Origin of the sequence: Gordonia jacobaea, from assembly GCF_001186365.1 — a bacterium.
GTDB classification, from domain to species: Bacteria; Actinomycetota; Actinomycetes; order Mycobacteriales; family Mycobacteriaceae; genus Gordonia; species Gordonia jacobaea.
The window spans coordinates 199,126-215,557 of sequence record NZ_LDTZ01000013.1 but is presented as its reverse complement, the minus strand read 5'-3'; the positions used below and the strand labels follow the sequence as shown (position 1 = coordinate 215,557).

Genomic DNA, 16,432 nt, shown 5'->3' with positions numbered 1-16,432 from the left:
TCCCGACATAACCCCATCTGCAAAGGAGCAAATAATGCCAAGCACCACCGTCGAGGTCGGATCAGCCGTCGGATTGCACGCACGACCAGCAACGATCATCGCCGAGGCAGTCGCCGACGCGGGTACACCCGTGACGATCTCGGTCGTCGGAGGCGAACCTGTCGACGCGGGATCGGCACTGCTGATCATGACGCTCGGTGCCGAGAAGGGAACCGCGGTCGTCGTCGAATCCGACGATCAGGCAACGCTCGACGCCATCGCGAAGCTCGTCGCCGCCGACCTCGACGCGGAGTAGACCCCTACTGCTTCAACGAGGCCAGTTCTCCCGCCAGCGCCGAGGGCACACGGACACGCATCCGGGTGCCCTCGGTGCTGTGGTCTGTGGTGAGAACCTCGCCCTCGCGGTGAATTCGTGACACCAGATCGCCTCGCGTGAACGGGATGTCGACGGTGAGTTCCACGTCGTCGCGACCCACGAACTCTCGGACCGCCTCGAACAGTTCGGGCAGTCCCTCACCGGTGCGCGCCGAGACGTACACGACGCCCGCTGAGTTGGGGCCGTGCGTACTACCGCCCGCGCCGAGCATGCCGCGCAGTTCGGTGAGCCGGGACGCATCGATGGCATCGATCTTGTTGATCACCAACAACTCCGGGGGTGGCGCGACTCCCTCTTCGGCCACGACGTCGTTGATGACCCGTCGGACCGCCGTGATCTGTTCCGCGGGGAACGGGTCGCTGCCGTCGACGACGTGCAGTACGAGATCGGCATCGACGACCTCCTCCAGCGTCGACCGGAATGCCTCGACGAGTTGCGTCGGGAGATGGCGGACGAAGCCGACGGTGTCGGTGAAGACCAGTTCGCGGCCGTCCTCGAGAGTCGCGCGGCGCGTCGTCGGATCGAGGGTCGCGAACAGCGCATCCTGCACGAGCACACCCGAACCCGTCATGGCGTTGACCAGACTCGACTTACCCGCGTTGGTGTATCCCGCGACGGCGATGCGCGGCACAGCGCCCCGCAGCCGCGCAGAGCGCTTCGTGGTTCGGGCGGTGCGCATTTCGCGAATCTCGCGGCGCAGCTTGGCCATTCGCTCACGGATGCGCCGACGGTCGGTCTCGATCTTCGTCTCACCCGGTCCGCGCAGACCGACGCCGCCGTTGCTGCCGGCCCGGCCACCGGCCTGACGGGACATCGACTCACCCCAACCACGCAGACGCGGGAGCATGTACTCCATCTGCGCTAGAGCCACCTGCGCCTTGCCCTCACGCGAACTCGCATGCTGGGCGAAGATGTCGAGGATGAGGGCCGTGCGGTCGATCACCTTGACCTTGACTACCTTCTCCAGCGCGGTCAGCTGCGCAGGGGTCAGCTCGCCGTCGCAGATGACGGTGTCGGCGCCGGTGTCGGCGACGACGTCGCGCAGCTCCTGCGCCTTGCCCGAGCCGATGAAGGTCGCGGGATCGGGTGAGGATCGTCGCTGGATCACTGCTTCGAGGACCACGGAACCCGCGGTCTCGGCGAGCGCTGCGAGCTCCTCCATGTTCGCCTTCGCGGCGGCCGCGGATCCCTCGGTCCAGACGCCGACGAGCACCACGCGCTCGAGGCGCAGTTGTCGATACTCGACCTCGGTGACGTCGGTGAGCTCTGTCGAGAGCCCGGCGACGCGCTGCAGCGAGGCGCGATCGGAGAGTGCGAGCTCGCCGGTCGTCGGGGTGTGGGCACGGTCGCGGGAATCGTCGTGGTCGCCGAAGTCTGCGGGGTCGACGAGATCGTCGGGATCGATCAGATCGCGGGAGAGGTCGATCGCGGGTGCGTTCGCGTCGACGGGACGGGTGTCGTGCAGGTCATGTACCTGTGGTGATGTTTCGGTCATACACCATCCATGGTGACACGCCGACGCCCCGTCGAGCACGTGGATATCCGCCGAGCCGCCGTACAGCGGGCCTGCGGCACGTCAGTCGACGCGATACCAGCCCGCCCGGAATCGGCCGTCGGCCACCAGTGCGGACGGTCCACGCAGCGTCGCATGACCGTCGGCAACGGTGACCGTCACCCTTCCGCCGGGCACGTCGATGACCATCTCGCCTGCGTCGCGGCCGAGGGTCTGCAGACCCGCTGCCGCCGCCGCGACCAGCCCCGTTCCGCAACTTCTGGTCTCGCCGACACCGCGCTCGAAGACACGCATCGTGGCGTGCAGACCACCGTGCGGGCCGTCTTCGGGAGACGTCAGCAGTTCGACGTTGGCGCCGTGCGGAAAGACGCCGTCCGGCAGGACGACGCCGGTAGAGAAATCGATCGCGGCGAGGTCAGACGTCGACATGTCGGGCACCACGGACGCCAGGTGCGGGTTGCCGACATCGACCGCGACACCCGGATAGAGGTCGTCGCCGATCCGCACGGTCGCGTCGTCTCCGAGTGTCACCCGACCCATCCGCACACTGACGTCGGCGAACAGATCATCGAAAGAATGCACCACCACGGGACGTCCGCCCGCGCGCGAACCCACCGTGAACTCGTCGGAATCCGTCAGCCCGGTGGCCCGCAGGTAGTGGGCGAAGACGCGGACGCCGTTGCCGCACATCTCGGCGATGGAGCCGTCAGCGTTTCGATAGTCCATGAACCAGTCGTCGGGGTCGACGCCGTCGGGCAGTTCGTCGAGGACGCCGGCGCGCACGAGGGCCACCGCCCGCGCGACGCGCAGCATGCCGTCGGCCCCGATACCGCGTTGGCGATCGCAGACCGCCGCCACGAAGTCGGTCGTGAGGTCGAGTTCGACCGCCGGGTCGGTGAGCACGACGAAGTCGTTCTGGGTGCCGTGCCCCTTCACGTAGGTCACTGCCTCGCTGATCGTCGTCACCCGTCCAGAATACGTGCGGGAGGTTCTCAGACTTCCGCCGCCGCAAGCGCGGCGTCGAGGAGTGCGGGTGTCGCGGCGTCGAGCCAATGGATGCGGTGATCGCGGCGAAACCACGACCGCTGCCTGCGCACGTATCTACGGGTGCCGATGAAGGTCAGTTCTTCCGCAGTCGCAAGGTCGTACTCGCCGTCCAGTGCGGCCAGTGTCTGCGCATATCCGATTGCTCGACGAGCGGTGACGCCCTCGCGCAGACCGGCCTCGACGAGCGCGTCCACCTCGTCGACGAGACCGTTCGCGAACATCAGCCGCGTCCGGAGCGCAATCCTCTCGTCCAGTTCGGCAGTGTCGCGGTCCAGCGCGAGAATCCTTGTCCCCCACCGTGGCTCACCGATCTTCGGCGCCGACGCCGCGAACGGCTCCCCGGTCAGTTCGACGACCTCGAGCGCGCGCACGATCCGTCGTGCATCGGTAGCGAGGATCGACGACGCCGCCGCAGGGTCGACAGTCGCGAGATGCTGATGCAATGCCGCGACTCCGATCTCGTCGAGCATCGCCTCGTAACGGGCCCGCACCGCGGGGTCGGTTGCCGGGAAGCGCCAGTCGTCGAGTAGCCCCTGGATGTACATCATCGACCCGCCCACGATCACCGGCGTGCGGCCGGCGGCGAGCAGGGAGTCGATGTCGGCGGACGCGGCCTCCTGATAGCGCGCGACGGTGGCCGTCTCGGTGACGTCGAGGACGTCGAGTTGATGGTGCGGGATGCCCCGACGCTCCTGTGGTGGCAGCTTGGCCGTGCCGATGTCCATGCCGCGGTACTGCTGCATGGCGTCGATGTTGACGATGTCGCCGTCGAGTCGTTCCGCGAGGTCGAGCGCGAGGTCGGATTTCCCGGTCGCGGTCGGGCCGACGACGGCAATGGGGGTCACCCCGGATGACCGAGCACTCACCGCGCGTCCTCGGGTGTCCACGACGCGACGACGTAGCCGACACCGAACGGTGCGTCGGCGTAGGACACCTCGGCCGCCATCAGGGTGTCGCCGACGATCGCCGCGGCGACCTGCCACGCCGCCCTGCCGTCGACTCCGTCGGCATCGCACGCGGCAACGTCGAGTCCGCGAAGCGCGTCGACGTCAGCCGCCCCGAGCGCCTCGACTATGCGCTGCTGGAGTTCGACGGCGCTGTCGCGTCGGCCCCCGCCGGGAGCCTTCGGCGCAAGCGCGGTTGCACCGTCGGCGACGATGAGTACCCCGATTGGCTCGGGGTCGGCGGAGATCTCGGCCGCCAGTGCACGACCGCGCTCGCAGGCGACTTCGGGCCGTACGTCGGGGTCGACGACGATCGGACGCACCGACGCGGCGTCGACCTGTCCGCGTAACCACCCGGCGATCAACATCGACAGCGGCAGACGTCCCGATGATCGCTCCTCACCCGCTCGTTCCAGGGAGACCGGTACGTCGACGCCGAACCTGCCGAAACCGCCCGTCGTCGGTATCGAGCGCGAGGCCTGCGCCTCGCCTGCACCGGACCTCGCGGAGGCGATGCGGTCGTCGGCCCCCACCGCCACCCAGCGTGACGCATGTCGGGCGAGCAGCGCGCCCGCATCGCGAACAGCCGAGCGCACCTCGAGGGTGTCCACCGCGTCCGGTCCCGCCAACTCGGGAACGACCAGTGGTGCGCTCGGGACGAAAACCACACACGCCAGCACACCGTCGACGCTAGCCGACGGTGTGCCCGATGCCGCGACTAGCTCCGACACACCCCCCGCGACGTCGGCGATGTTCCGCAGGCCGCACATCGAGAACCCTGACCTGCTTGAATAGGTGGAGTCCTGGGGCCAGTTGCGCAGGACGTAGTGACAGGCAGCCGTGACGCGCGGCACCACTGACGCTGTGAGGGGACCACACCATGACGAGCGACGACACCAGCGGACCGGCCACACCCGCATCCGAGCCGACTCCCGGCCCCCGGCCCGGCCCGCCGAAGCCAGGTCCCAAGCCCGGCCCTCGGCCCGGTCCCGGACCCAAACCTGCCGCGCAGGCACCGACCCCTGTTCCTGCAGTTGCCGTCGGTAAGCATGAGTCGTTCGATCCCCGCAAGTTCGGGCGGATCGATGAACAGGGCGTCGTCTGGCTCATCACCGCGGACGGTGAGCGTGAGATCGGGTCGTGGCAGGCGGGAACCATCGACGAGGGTCTCGCCCATTTCGCGCGTCGATACTCCGACCTCGAGACAGAGGTGGAGATTCTCGAAGAGCGCCTCGCCGCACGCACCGGCGATCCTCGCAAGTCGCAGGCCGCAGCCAAACATCTGCTCGACACCCTCCCCGAGGCCAGCGTGATCGGCGACGTCTCTGCCATCGAGCAGCGATTGACCGTCATCGTCGGAAGTGCCGACGACGTCGCCGACTCGCTGAAGGCCGAGCGCGAACAGGCTCGCGCCACAGCCATCGCGCGCAAAGAAGAACTCGCCACCGAGGCGGAAGCCATCGGAGCAGAATCCACCCAGTGGAAGACCGCGGGCGATCGGCTGCGCGCGATCCTCGACGAGTGGAAGACCATCAAGGGCATCGACCGTAAGACCGACGACGCGCTGTGGAAGCGGTACTCGAAGGCGCGCGACGCGTTCAATCGTCGACGCGGCGCCCACTTCGCCGATCTCGATCGGGAACGCGCTGGCGCCAAGGCACGCAAAGAGGAGCTCATCGCACGGGCAGAGGCGTTGTCGTCGTCGACCGACTGGGGTCCGACCGCGGGCGCCTTCCGCGAACTCCTCGCCGACTGGAAGGCATCCGGGCGGGCACCGCGCGACGCCGACGAGGCGCTGTGGCAACGGTTCAAAGCCGCCCAGGACGTCTTCTTCGCTGCTAGAAACGCGGCATCGTCCGAGCGCGACGCCGAGTTCAGTGCCAACGCGACGGCGAAGGTAGCCCTGCTCGACGAGGCGGAGAAGTCCATCGATCCCGCATCCGATCTCGACGGTGCGCGCCGCGAGTTCCGGACGTTCCGGGAGAAGTGGGACGAGATCGGCAAGGTGCCGCGCGAACAGATGCACAGCCTCGAAGGCCGTGCGCGTGCGTTGGAGAAGCGGATTCGCGACGCCGAGGACGCGCAGTGGCAGCGCACCGACCCCGAGGCGCTCGCGCGTGCCGCGCAATTCGCCGACCGCGCAGCACAACTCGAGGACCAGGCAGCAAAGGCGGCCGAGCGCGGCAAGAAGCGCGACGCGGAGAAGCTGCGCGAGCAGGCGGCCCAGTGGCGCGAATGGGCGCAGGCCGCGCAGAGCGCCATCGCCGACCGCTAGCCGGCCCGGGGCTGAGCTCGACCAGGTACTGATACTCGATCAGGTACTGGTACTCAGCGCTCGCGCGGGCGCTGCTGCAGTTTGCGGGCGGCCTCTTCGCGTGCCACCGCTTCCCGACGACGCTCCTCTTCGAGCGCCAAGTGGTAGGTGCTGCGCGCCCACACGACGCGTGACCAGTGGAAGGTGAGCACGAGCAGGGCCAACCAGCCGAGGACGAGCCCCGCGCCGACACCCGACGGCGGTGCCACTCCCCCGACACCAGGAGTGTTCCGCGACCACCACGCGAGCATGCCTGCGACGCAGCCGATCGCGCACCCGCACAACGCGATCCACGCGATCACCCATCGGCGGGTGACCAGCGCGAGCATCGACCCAAAGATTCCGAACACCACCAGGAACCAGACGAATACCTTCGACACCACTGCGACTCGTTCGGTCGCGGCGGCCGCGGACGAGGTCAGCACGTCGAATCCGTTCGCAGAACCCGTGTGCGGCAGGAGCAGCGAGCCCATCGCGACGAGCACAGCGACGGCGACCACCACGGCGCGAGCTCCCGGATCGATCTCGCCCGCGACCTTACGTTCGGCCTTGCGGAGATCGTCTGCGTACTGCGCGAACTCGGCGTCGTCACTTCCGGTCCCGCCGTCGGCAGTGCTATCACCGGTGCTACCACCGCTGGCTCGTTGAGCCGTCGGCAGTCGGTCGTCGGTGTTGTCCTCGCGCGGTTCGTCGCTCATCTCGCGCCTCTCATCTCTCGTCGCTGGGTGCTGGCAGTTCAAAAGGCCCGGCAGATCACGGTGCCCGGCAGGTCATGCCGTCATGGTTCACGAACCACAGGCGCCCGAAGAACATCCGGTCGAGGCCACGGCGGGCATCGGCGCCGGACCCAGTCCCGGCATACCCAGTCCGACGCCGACCGGCGCCGTCGTCGGGGTGGCGTTGATTTCGTGCGCGTCGCCTGCGCGGGTTCTGCGATGCGACGCAATGGACCCGTCGGCGATGAGGTGATGCGGCGCGGCGTCGGTGACGGTCGTGACCACGACGTCGCCGGGTCGGATCGCCTCGGCGGCGTCGCCCGCGCGGAAGTGCACGAGTCGCCCATCGCGGGCGCGGCCGGTCAGCCGCCCGGTGTCGGCGGATTTGCGCCCGGAGTCCGCGGCTACGAGCAGCTCGACGTCGGACCCGATGAGGTTGCGGTTCTCGGTGAGACAGATGCGCTCCTGCAGCGCGATCAGTCGTTGGTAGCGCTCGCTGACGACCTCTGGCGGCACCTGATCGGGCATCGTTGCCGCGGGCGTACCCGGTCGAGGCGAGTACTGGAAGGTGAACGCACTCGAGAACCGCGCACGCTCGACGACGTCGAGCGTCGCGGCGAAGTCCTCTTCGGTCTCACCGGGGAATCCGACGATGATGTCGGTGGTGATGGCGGCGTGCGGCATCGCGTCGCGCACCTTGTCGAGGATGCCGAGGAATTTGGTGGTGCGATAGCTGCGTCGCATGGCCCGCAGGATGCGATCCGAACCCGACTGCAGCGGCATGTGAAGCTGCGGGCACACGTTGGGTGTCTGCGCCATGGCGTCGATGACGTCGTCGGTGAACTCTGCCGGGTGCGGCGAGGTGAATCGGACTCGTTCGAGACCGTCGATGTCGCCGCAGGCGCGCAGGAGGTCGGCGAACGCGCCGCGGTTGCGGGGCAGTTCGGGGTCGGCGAACGACATGCCGTAGGCGTTGACGTTCTGCCCGAGCAGCGTCACCTCGAGCACGCCCTGGTCGACGAGCGCCTTGACTTCGGCGAGCACGTCGCCGGGGCGTCGATCAACCTCTTTGCCACGCAAGGACGGAACGATGCAGAAAGTGCAGGTGTTGTTGCACCCGACCGATACCGACACCCACCCGGAGTAGGCCGAGTCGCGCTTGGCGGGCAGCGTCGACGGGAAGGCTTCGAGTGAGTCGAGGATCTCGACCTGCGCCTCCTCGTTGTGCCGGGCGCGATCGAGGAGTGCAGGCAGCGAACCGATGTTGTGCGTACCGAACACGACGTCGACCCACGGCGCCTTGCGCAAGACCGTGTCCTTGTCCTTCTGCGCGAGACATCCGCCGACCGCAATCTGCATCCCCGGTCGTTGCGTCTTCACCGGCGCGAGGTGCGAGAGGTTGCCGTAGAGCTTGTTGTCGGCGTTCTCGCGGATCGCGCAGGTGTTGAACACGACGAGATCGGCATCGCCGTCGTCGTCGGCGCGCACATATCCGGCATCTTCGAGAAGACCCGCGATGCGCTCGGAATCATGCACGTTCATCTGGCAGCCATAGGTACGCACCTGATAGCTGCGCCCCGATCGCGGCAGCTCATGCCGCTCCGACAACTCCGTACTCACTGGATCCAGGGTACGGTGCCGGTGCAAATCGCCTTCACGGTCACCACACGCGCAACGCCGAGGTTCTCATTCAGCGCGCCTGTAAGGGTTGTCGGCATTAGTGTCGACGGTTATGACCGATTCACCGACAGGGGGTTCGGCGGTCGGACCCGCGACCCCGGCTCCCGCCACCGGAACCAACATGATCGTGCTCAAGAACGTGCAGAAGCACTTCGGCGAGCTGCACGTCCTCAAGGACATCGACCTCGAGGTCCCCGCCGGACAGGTCGTCGTCGTCCTCGGCCCGTCCGGCTCGGGCAAGTCGACGTTGTGCCGCACGATCAACCGGCTCGAACCCATCGATTCCGGCGAGATCCTCGTCGAGGGACGGTTACTTCCCGAGGAGGGCCGCGACCTCGCCACTCTGCGCGCCGACGTCGGAATGGTCTTCCAGTCGTTCAACCTGTTCGCGCACAAGACAATTCTCCAAAACGTCACGCTCGCGCCGACCAAAGTCCGTAAGAAGAACAAGGCCGACGCCGAGAAGCGCGCGCTCGAGCTCCTCGAACGCGTCGGCATCGCCAGCCAGAAGGACAAGTACCCCGCGCAGCTTTCCGGTGGTCAGCAACAGCGCGTCGCCATCGCACGCGCACTCGCCATGGAACCGAAGGTGATGCTGTTCGACGAGCCGACCTCGGCCCTCGACCCGGAGATGGTCAACGAGGTGCTCGACGTCATGGTCTCGTTGGCCAAGGAGGGCATGACGATGCTCGTGGTGACCCACGAGATGGGCTTCGCCCGCAAGGCGGCCGACCGCGTGATCTTCATGGCCGACGGCGCGATCGTCGAGGACACCGATCCGGACAGCTTCTTCGACAGTCCACAGTCCGAACGCGCCAGGGACTTCCTCGGCAAGATCTTGGGCCACTGACATGGCCGACACGTCGCCGACGACGCGTCGGCGTGCCTCCGGGCACCTAGCTGTCGACACCCCTGCTGCGAGGAAACGGTCGCGCCGACGAACCATGGCGCTCACGGTATTTCTCCCCGTCTGTGCGCTGTTCGTCTCGCTCCTCGCGGGCTGCGGAAGTACCGAGCCGAAGAACCTGCTCGACTCGATCCGCAGCGGCGAGGTGGTACTCGGCACCAAGTTCGACCAGCCGGGGCTGGGCATCTACAACCCGGACAAGTCCATGAGCGGGTTCGACCCCGCCGTCTCCGAGTACGTCGTCAATCACATCGCCGACTCGCTCGGAGTGCCCCACCCGAAGATCTCGTGGCGCGAGACACCGTCGGCTCGACGCGAGGCCATGATCGAGCACGGCGAGGTCGACATGATCGCCGCCACCTATTCGATCAACGAGAACCGCGCCAAGAAGGTCGACTTCGGCGGCCCGTACCTGATCACCTATCAGGGACTCATGGTGCGCAAGTCCGACGAGTCGATCCAGAATCTCCCCGACCTCGGCAAGGGCAAGAAACTGTGCTCGGTCACCGGGTCGACGTCAGCCCAGAATGTCAAGGCACAACTGCCGAATATCGAACTGCAGGAATACGATTCGTACTCCGCATGCGTCGAGGCGCTACGTCGGGGCAAGGTCGACGCACTGACCACAGACGAATCGATCCTCGCGGGCTACTCCAACTTCTGGAAGGGCGAATTCCGTCTTGTGGAGATGACCTATCTCAAGGACGCGTGCGTCAAGAAAGCTCTGAAGGCGGCGGGAACGCCGTTCTCCACCGAGCGCTACGGGATCGGTTTGGCCAAGGGCGACTCGGAGTCGGTCAACAAGGTGAACGAAGCCCTCGACTCCATGCTGAAGCCAAGCGCCGACAACGGTCCGTCACCGTGGATCAGCGCACTGCGCGAAAGCCTCGGCGACGACTACGTCAACCAGATCGAGCAGCGCGCCGAGAAGCCGGGATCGAAGTTTGCGTTCACACCGAAGCCCGGCGACCTCGCATTCCTCGAATCGAAGTCCACACCGTGCCCCGCGGGCCTGAAGTGAGGAGGTGACCAGTCGTGAGTGAACTCTGGGAAGACATGGGGCCGCAGTTGTGGCCCGCGTTCTGGGTGACGATCCAATTGACGTTCTGGTCGGCGATCGGCTCCCTCATCTGGGGGACCATCCTGGCCGGAATGCGGGTCTCCCCCGTGCCTGTGATGCGCGGCTTCGGAACCACATACGTCAACATCGTGCGCAACACGCCGCTGACCCTGATCGTGCTGTTCGCCGCGATCGGGCTGTATCAGAATCTCGGGCTGACGTTCTCGTCGACCATCAAGACCAACAACTTCTGGCTCGCCGTCCTCGCATTCATCGTCTATACGTCGACGTTCGTCTGCGAGACGCTGCGCTCCGGTTTCAACACCGTCCCACTCGGGCAGGCCGAGGCCGCACGGTCGCTCGGGCTCTCCTTCACCCAGGTGTTCGGCATCATCGTGCTCCCGCAGGCGATCCGAGCGACGATCGGCCCGATGGGCAGCGTGCTCATCGCACTCACCAAGAACACCACCATCGCCTCCGTGATCGGCGTCGCCGAAGCCGCGGCACTGATGAAAACGGAGATCGAGTCCTTTGCCGACCAACTACTGGTCATCTTCGCGGTGATCGCCGTCGGATTCATGATCATCACACTCAGTGAGGGCGCCGTCTTCGGTTGGCTCGCAAAGCGATGGGCGGTCAAGCGATGAGCGACAAGGCAACCGTCCTCTACGACGCTCCCGGACCCCGTGCGCGCGTACGCAACGCGATCGTGGCCGTCGTGTTCATCGCGATTCTCGTCGCGATCTTCGCGTACGTGATCGCGATATTCGCAGGCAACGACCAGTTCACCGCCGAGAAGTGGAAGCCGTTCGTCACGTGGAGCACCTGGACCGGCTACATCCTTCCCGGTCTGTGGCGCACCCTTGTCGCGGCAGCGCTCTCGATCGTGCTCGCACTGATCCTCGGTTCCATTCTCGGCATCGGACGTCTGTCGGATCACGCCTGGGTACGCGGGGTGTGCACCGTGCTGGTCGAGGTGTTCCGCGCGATTCCCGTGCTGATCCTGATGCTGTTCCTCTGGTTCTTCTTCGCCCAGTACGGAGTGGTGCCGTCGTCACAGCTGGCTTTTGCGGCAGTGGTCTGCGGCCTGACGCTCTACAACGGCTCGGTGATGGCGGAAATCCTGCGCTCGGGCATCAAGTCGCTGCCCACGGGGCAGACCGAGGCGGCCAAGGCGCTCGGTATGCGCAAGACACAGATGATGCTGTCGGTTCTGCTCCCGCAGGCCGTCACAGCGATGATGCCTGCGATCATCTCGCAGATGGTCGTGGCCCTCAAGGACACCGCGCTCGGTTATGTCATCGGCTACTCCGAGATCATTCACATGGCGCAGCTGTCCGCGGCCCGGTACGGCAACTACATTCCGGTTCTCATCGTGATCGCCATCATCCTGATCATCATCAACTTCGCGCTGTCGTCGTTGGCGACATACATCGAGCGAAGGCTGCGGCAAGGTCGCGGCGGTAACACCGACGACGTGCCGCCCGCCGATCAGGTCGACCAGGCGGCCATGGAGAACATGCCGGTGCCCTCGCCCAAGCCACGGGCCTGACGTCAGTCGGCGGAGGTGATCTCGTCGATCGCCCCGCCGACGACGTCGATCGCCATGGATTGCGGGTAGCCGCGTCGGACGAGCATGCCGACGAGGCGTCGAAAGTGCTTGTCGCGCACTGATCTGTCGTTGGTTTCCGCGGCGTGGACAAGCTGCTCGGTCACAGTCGGTGTGAGCTTGCGGTCGACCAGGTTGCGGGCCGCGGCGCGTTCGTCGTCGGGATCGATCTCGTCGAGCGCTCGCTGCACGATCGCGACGTCGACTCCCTTGGCGGCGAGTTCGTGCCGCAGCGCGACGCGCCCTCGCCCCGAGTAGGTGTGGCGTGACTGCACCCACTCGGCGGCGAACTCCTCGTCATCGAGCAGATTGTGGGCGTCGAGGCGAGTCATCACCTCGTCGACGGTGTCGGCATCGAATCCTCTGCGCGCCAGACGCTGAGCCATCTCAGAACGGCTGCGAGCACGAACCCCGAGGAGCCGGAGTGCTACATCCCACGCGGACGGGCCGTTCCTCTCCGTCGTGGACTCACTCGGCTCCCCGGGGTCATGGGGTGAACTCATCGGCGATGCGCGCAGATCAGAATTCCACCGGCGCGGGCGCGATGTCGTCGGCGTCGACGACCGCACCGATACCCAGCTTCTCCTTGATCTTCTTCTCGACCTCGTCGCGGATGTCGGTGTTCTCCAACAAGAACTTTCGAGCGTTCTCCTTGCCCTGTCCGAGCTGATCACCCTCGTAGGTGAACCACGAGCCGGACTTGCGGATGAATCCCTCGGCCACACCCATGTCGATGAGTGAGCCCTCCTTGGAGATGCCCTGGCCGTAGAGGATGTCGAACTCGGCCTGCTTGAACGGCGGTGCGACCTTGTTCTTGACCACCTTGACGCGGGTGCGGTTACCCACGGCGTCGGTGCCGTCCTTGAGGGTCTCGATACGACGTACGTCGAGTCGGACCGACGAGTAGAACTTCAGTGCCTTGCCGCCCGTGGTGGTCTCGGGTGACCCGAACATCACACCGATCTTCTCGCGGAGCTGGTTGATGAAGATCGCGGTGGTCTTGGAACTGCTCAACGCCGACGTCATCTTGCGCAGCGCCTGGCTCATCAGGCGAGCCTGCAGACCGACGTGGCTGTCGCCCATTTCGCCCTCGATCTCGGCGCGGGGCACCAGCGCGGCCACCGAGTCGATGACCAGGATGTCGAGAGCGCCGGAACGGATCAGCATGTCGGCGATCTCCAGAGCCTGCTCACCGGTGTCGGGCTGAGAGACCAGCAGTGCATCGGTATCGACACCGAGCCTGGCCGCATAGTCGGGATCGAGGGCATGCTCGGCGTCGATGAATGCGGCGATGCCGCCCGCAGCCTGCGCGTTGGCCACCGCGTGGAGAGCGACCGTCGTCTTACCCGACGACTCAGGGCCGTAGATCTCCACGACGCGGCCACGAGGCAGACCGCCGATACCGAGCGCGACGTCGAGTGCGATGGACCCGGTCGGGATCACCTCGATCGGCTGCCTGCTCTCCTCACCGAGGCGCATCACAGAACCCTTGCCGAAGTTCTTGTCGATCTGGGCCAGCGCGAGGTCGAGAGCCTTCTCGCGGTCCTGGGGAGCTGCTGCCATGGGATCTCTCCTTGTTCGGGATGGTTGAGGTTTGTCTGTGCCGTCCTGCGTGCTGCGCGCTGAACGTGTTGTCTTCGAGGCCGTTGTTCGTTTCATGTTGCGTTGGACGCTAGTCGGTGGGTCTGACAAAACCGGGTCTGACAAAACGGTTCTGACAGAATCTCTGACGCATCCGGGGTCGCTGTGGTTCCACTGAATACAGCATGGCGCGAACAAGTGTTCGACGGCAAGCGCGACACGCGGGCAGAGGTCGATTCGCACCACCGAACAGGCCACGCCGCGACAACAGCGAAAATCGGCCGGAATGTGGATCGCCGGCTACGCGAATGCCAATGGCCTGCGCTACACCCGCGACTGGACCGTGTGACTCCTCGGCCCCGGACTCACTTCGTGGCCCATCACCACAGCGAGCGCGGAACGTCGAAGTCACGACAGATCGCCACCCAGATGTCACGGGGATCGACGCCGTCCTCTATGGCTTGCGCCCCGGTCCGGCCACCGAACTCGATGAGCACGTGATCGGCCAGGATCGCATCAGCCGACGACACCCCGAACTGTGTTGTCATCAGTTCCGTGAACTCCGTGAGACGCACTCGGCCAGCCTACGTTCCCGCCGATGCGAGCACGTCGCGCAGCACGTCGGTCGGGTCGGTCACCGCGTTCGCCGACTCTCGAGCTCGGGCAGCAGCAGCGGCGTGGCTCGGATCGCACAGCACCGCCTCGATCGCCTCCGCAATCGCCGTCGCGTCAGCGGGCCGAACAAGCACACCACTGCCCTGCCTGCTGACCCGATTTGCCAGTTCCCACTGATCGCCACCGCCGGGGACGACAACGACCGGGACACCGGCCAACAACGACTTCGCGAGCATCCCATGTCCACCACCGCAGACCACGAGATCCGCATCGGCCAGCAACTCGTCCTGGCGACCGAGTCCGAAGCTCACCGTCGCGGCCCCTGCGCGCGCGAGTGTGTCCGACGGAGGTGGGTCGAGGGAGGAGATCACCGCCCGTACCGGCGTACGTGACGAGATCGCGCCGAGTGCACCGAGCGTCTCGTCGAGTAGACCCTCGCAACCGGTGACCGCGGTCGACGGCGCCACGACGATGAGCGGCCCGTCGCCCGACGGCCGCTCGAAGATGCGGTCGGTCGGCTCCCAGAGCAGCGGACCGACCAGATGTGTATCGCGTGGCCAGTCCGGGCGCCAGACTTCCAACGCGGGAAGAGTCGCGATCAGTCGGGCGGCAGGCGCCGGTCCGTGATCGCCGAGCCCGATGCCGCGGCGAGCTGCAGCGCGCTGACGTACGCCGAGTGCGACGGAACGATTGCTCGCGGCGCGCATCGCAGTATCGCGTAACCGACCACGGAACCCGCGGCCGGGCGTCAGACCTGCGCCGACCGGCGGCAGACCCTTCGACGGCGCATACAGCGGGTGCGGCGACAGTTCGACGAACGGTAGCCCGGTCAGCTCCGCGGCCCACGACCCGGCGACCGTGATGACATCTGAGACCACAAGGTCGATCCGTCGGCTCGCCAACACAGGTGCGAGACGAACGGCCATCCGCGCTGCCCGTCCGCTCAGCTTCTCCCCCGCGTCGAGGTCGTCGTCGGAGTCGTCTGGTCGCAGTTCCGGGAGCTCCGCGATGTCGATATCCCGCCTGCCGGCCGCGGCGTACCACTGCGTGCCGGTGAACACCGTGGCTTCCCAGCCGATGTCGCGGCAGCGCTCAGCGAGAGCGAACGCAGGAAAGGCGTGACCGGCATCTGGTCCGGCAACGATCCCGACTCGGGGCGGTGAACCCGTCAGTTGCTGGTGGGGGGCTCGGTCGCGGGCTGCGTCGGTTGCTGGGCAGGAGCCGCGTTCTGGGCGGGCTGGGCCGCGGTACCGCCGGACGGCAGCGCTCCGCCGTTCATGCTGGCCCTGATCTGCTCGAGGCGAGAATGGCCTGCCATTTGAACGCTGGCCTGCTGCACTTCCTGCATGCGCCCCTGAACGCTGTTCTTTGCCAGCTCGGCTGAGCCCAGGGCGTTGGCGTAGCGGCGTTCGATCTTGTCGCGCACCTGATCGAGGTTCGGGGTGTTTCCGGGGACCGACAGTTCGCTCATCTGATTGAGCGACGCCGACACCTGCTCCTGCATCTTGGCCTGCTCGAGCTGGCTGAGGAGCTTCGACCGCTCGGCGAGCTTCTGCTGCAGGATCATCGCGTTGCGTTCGACTGCGTGCTTTGCCTGCTCCGCGGCCTGCAGCGACTGATCGTGGAGGGCCTTGAGGTCTTCGACGCTCTGCTCCGCAGTGACGAGCTGCGCGGCGAATGCCTCAGCAGCGTTCGTGTACTCCTGGGCCTTCTGCGTATCGCCCGCCGCGGTCGCCTGATCGGAAAGAGTCAGCGCCTGGCGGGTATTCGCCTGGAGCTTCTCGATCTCCTCGAGCTGCCGGTTGAGCTTCATCTCGAGCTGACGCTGGTTGCCGATGACCGCTGCCGCCTGCTGCGACAGCGCCTGGTGCTGACGCTGAGCGTCTTCGATCGCCTGCTGGATCTGGATCTTCGGATCCGCGTTTTCGTCGATCTTCGCGTTGCCTGCTGCCATCAGGTAGCGCCACAGCTTCACGAACGGATTCGCCATGCTCTTCGTCAACTCCATTCAGCGGTCGTCGAACCTCGGTCCGACAGGTCTTATCGATTCGCCGGCTTTACCGATTCGCC

General features: G+C 66.3%; 17 protein-coding genes. 6 read left to right on the top strand and 11 right to left on the bottom strand.

What is annotated here, in order from left to right:
- The first annotated feature begins 34 nt into the window (after positions 1-34).
- Positions 35-295, top strand: a complete 261-nt coding sequence (locus tag ABW18_RS01085) for an HPr family phosphocarrier protein (protein ID WP_005204573.1) — start codon at positions 35-37, stop codon at positions 293-295.
- 4 nt (positions 296-299) lie between these two features.
- Here the strand turns inward: ABW18_RS01085 and hflX are convergent, their stop codons facing one another.
- The 4 genes from hflX to ABW18_RS01065 form a co-directional block, all read right to left on the bottom strand.
- On the bottom strand, positions 300-1,871 hold the full coding sequence (hflX, locus tag ABW18_RS01080; RefSeq protein WP_049697168.1) for a GTPase HflX: 1,572 nt from the start codon (positions 1,869-1,871) through the stop codon (positions 300-302).
- 81 nt (positions 1,872-1,952) lie between these two features.
- Entirely contained in the window at positions 1,953-2,855 is a 903-nt protein-coding gene (gene dapF, locus ABW18_RS01075; RefSeq protein ID WP_049697167.1) for a diaminopimelate epimerase, read from the bottom strand.
- 26 nt (positions 2,856-2,881) lie between these two features.
- On the bottom strand, positions 2,882-3,802 hold the full coding sequence (miaA, locus tag ABW18_RS01070; RefSeq protein WP_049697480.1) for a tRNA (adenosine(37)-N6)-dimethylallyltransferase MiaA: 921 nt from the start codon (positions 3,800-3,802) through the stop codon (positions 2,882-2,884).
- Complete coding sequence (locus ABW18_RS01065) at positions 3,799-4,650, bottom strand: class III extradiol ring-cleavage dioxygenase family protein (protein ID WP_331436612.1); 852 nt, start codon at positions 4,648-4,650, stop codon at positions 3,799-3,801. The genes miaA and ABW18_RS01065 overlap by 4 nt, the downstream gene beginning before the upstream one ends.
- A gap of 110 nt (positions 4,651-4,760) precedes the next feature.
- On the opposite strand from ABW18_RS01065, the gene ABW18_RS01060 reads away from it, so the two are divergent.
- Positions 4,761-6,155: a DUF349 domain-containing protein gene (locus tag ABW18_RS01060; RefSeq protein ID WP_049697166.1), complete on the top strand. Its 1,395-nt coding sequence runs from the start codon at positions 4,761-4,763 to the stop codon at positions 6,153-6,155.
- Positions 6,156-6,208: 53 nt separating this feature from the next.
- On the opposite strand, the gene ABW18_RS01055 is transcribed toward ABW18_RS01060, so the two are convergent.
- Together ABW18_RS01055 and miaB are read right to left on the bottom strand one after the other, a co-directional pair.
- Positions 6,209-6,892 (bottom strand): Rv2732c family membrane protein, encoded by a 684-nt coding sequence (locus tag ABW18_RS01055; RefSeq protein WP_049697165.1) that lies wholly within the window; start codon positions 6,890-6,892, stop codon positions 6,209-6,211.
- Between the two features lie 87 nt (positions 6,893-6,979).
- Entirely contained in the window at positions 6,980-8,530 is a 1,551-nt protein-coding gene (gene miaB / locus ABW18_RS01050; RefSeq protein ID WP_049697164.1) for a tRNA (N6-isopentenyl adenosine(37)-C2)-methylthiotransferase MiaB, read from the bottom strand.
- Between the two features lie 181 nt (positions 8,531-8,711).
- On the opposite strand from miaB, the gene ABW18_RS01045 reads away from it, so the two are divergent.
- The 4 genes from ABW18_RS01045 to ABW18_RS01030 all read left to right on the top strand — a co-directional run bounded on the left by ABW18_RS01045 (position 8,712) and on the right by ABW18_RS01030 (position 12,109).
- Complete coding sequence (locus ABW18_RS01045) at positions 8,712-9,440, top strand: amino acid ABC transporter ATP-binding protein (protein WP_049697478.1); 729 nt, start codon at positions 8,712-8,714, stop codon at positions 9,438-9,440.
- A gap of 94 nt (positions 9,441-9,534) precedes the next feature.
- Complete coding sequence (locus ABW18_RS01040; RefSeq protein ID WP_049697163.1) at positions 9,535-10,518, top strand: glutamate ABC transporter substrate-binding protein; 984 nt, start codon at positions 9,535-9,537, stop codon at positions 10,516-10,518.
- Between the two features lie 14 nt (positions 10,519-10,532).
- The gene (locus ABW18_RS01035; protein ID WP_049697162.1) at positions 10,533-11,204 is read left to right on the top strand and encodes an amino acid ABC transporter permease; all 672 of its coding nucleotides are present in this window, start codon (positions 10,533-10,535) and stop codon (positions 11,202-11,204) included.
- On the top strand, positions 11,201-12,109 hold the full coding sequence (locus tag ABW18_RS01030; protein WP_049697161.1) for an amino acid ABC transporter permease: 909 nt from the start codon (positions 11,201-11,203) through the stop codon (positions 12,107-12,109). The genes ABW18_RS01035 and ABW18_RS01030 overlap by 4 nt, the downstream gene beginning before the upstream one ends.
- 2 nt (positions 12,110-12,111) lie before the next feature.
- Here the strand turns inward: ABW18_RS01030 and ABW18_RS01025 are convergent, their stop codons facing one another.
- The 5 genes from ABW18_RS01025 to ABW18_RS01005 form a co-directional block, all read right to left on the bottom strand.
- On the bottom strand, positions 12,112-12,669 hold the full coding sequence (locus ABW18_RS01025; RefSeq protein ID WP_049697477.1) for a regulatory protein RecX: 558 nt from the start codon (positions 12,667-12,669) through the stop codon (positions 12,112-12,114).
- 16 nt (positions 12,670-12,685) lie between these two features.
- The gene (gene recA, locus ABW18_RS01020; RefSeq protein ID WP_049697160.1) at positions 12,686-13,729 is read right to left on the bottom strand and encodes a recombinase RecA; all 1,044 of its coding nucleotides are present in this window, start codon (positions 13,727-13,729) and stop codon (positions 12,686-12,688) included.
- 398 nt (positions 13,730-14,127) lie between these two features.
- Positions 14,128-14,322 carry a DUF3046 domain-containing protein gene (locus ABW18_RS01015; protein WP_049697159.1) on the bottom strand — a complete coding sequence of 65 codons (195 nt, stop codon included), beginning with the start codon at positions 14,320-14,322 and terminating at the stop codon, positions 14,128-14,130.
- A gap of 9 nt (positions 14,323-14,331) precedes the next feature.
- Complete coding sequence (locus ABW18_RS01010) at positions 14,332-15,534, bottom strand: glycosyltransferase (protein ID WP_152929973.1); 1,203 nt, start codon at positions 15,532-15,534, stop codon at positions 14,332-14,334.
- Positions 15,531-16,352 (bottom strand): PspA/IM30 family protein, encoded by an 822-nt coding sequence (locus ABW18_RS01005; RefSeq protein ID WP_049697476.1) that lies wholly within the window; start codon positions 16,350-16,352, stop codon positions 15,531-15,533. The genes ABW18_RS01010 and ABW18_RS01005 overlap by 4 nt, the downstream gene beginning before the upstream one ends.
- Positions 16,353-16,432 lie beyond the last annotated feature (80 nt).

Excerpts from the sequence above, each read along its gene's own strand:
- ABW18_RS01085 (WP_005204573.1), top strand. The coding sequence starts at position 35 with ATGCCAAGCACCACCGTCGAGGTCGGATCAGCCGTCGGATTGCACGCA.
- hflX (WP_049697168.1), bottom strand. The coding sequence starts at position 1,871 with ATGACCGAAACATCACCACAGGTACATGACCTGCACGACACCCGTCCC.
- recA (WP_049697160.1), bottom strand. The coding sequence starts at position 13,729 with ATGGCAGCAGCTCCCCAGGACCGCGAGAAGGCTCTCGACCTCGCGCTG.
- ABW18_RS01065 (WP_331436612.1), bottom strand. The coding sequence starts at position 4,650 with ATGTGCGGCCTGCGGAACATCGCCGACGTCGCGGGGGGTGTGTCGGAG.
- ABW18_RS01045 (WP_049697478.1), top strand. The coding sequence starts at position 8,712 with ATGATCGTGCTCAAGAACGTGCAGAAGCACTTCGGCGAGCTGCACGTC.
- ABW18_RS01055 (WP_049697165.1), bottom strand. The coding sequence starts at position 6,892 with ATGAGCGACGAACCGCGCGAGGACAACACCGACGACCGACTGCCGACG.
- ABW18_RS01060 (WP_049697166.1), top strand. The coding sequence starts at position 4,761 with ATGACGAGCGACGACACCAGCGGACCGGCCACACCCGCATCCGAGCCG.
- ABW18_RS01025 (WP_049697477.1), bottom strand. The coding sequence starts at position 12,669 with ATGAGTTCACCCCATGACCCCGGGGAGCCGAGTGAGTCCACGACGGAG.
- ABW18_RS01030 (WP_049697161.1), top strand. The coding sequence starts at position 11,201 with ATGAGCGACAAGGCAACCGTCCTCTACGACGCTCCCGGACCCCGTGCG.
- ABW18_RS01040 (WP_049697163.1), top strand. The coding sequence starts at position 9,535 with ATGGCGCTCACGGTATTTCTCCCCGTCTGTGCGCTGTTCGTCTCGCTC.
- ABW18_RS01005 (WP_049697476.1), bottom strand. The coding sequence starts at position 16,352 with ATGGCGAATCCGTTCGTGAAGCTGTGGCGCTACCTGATGGCAGCAGGC.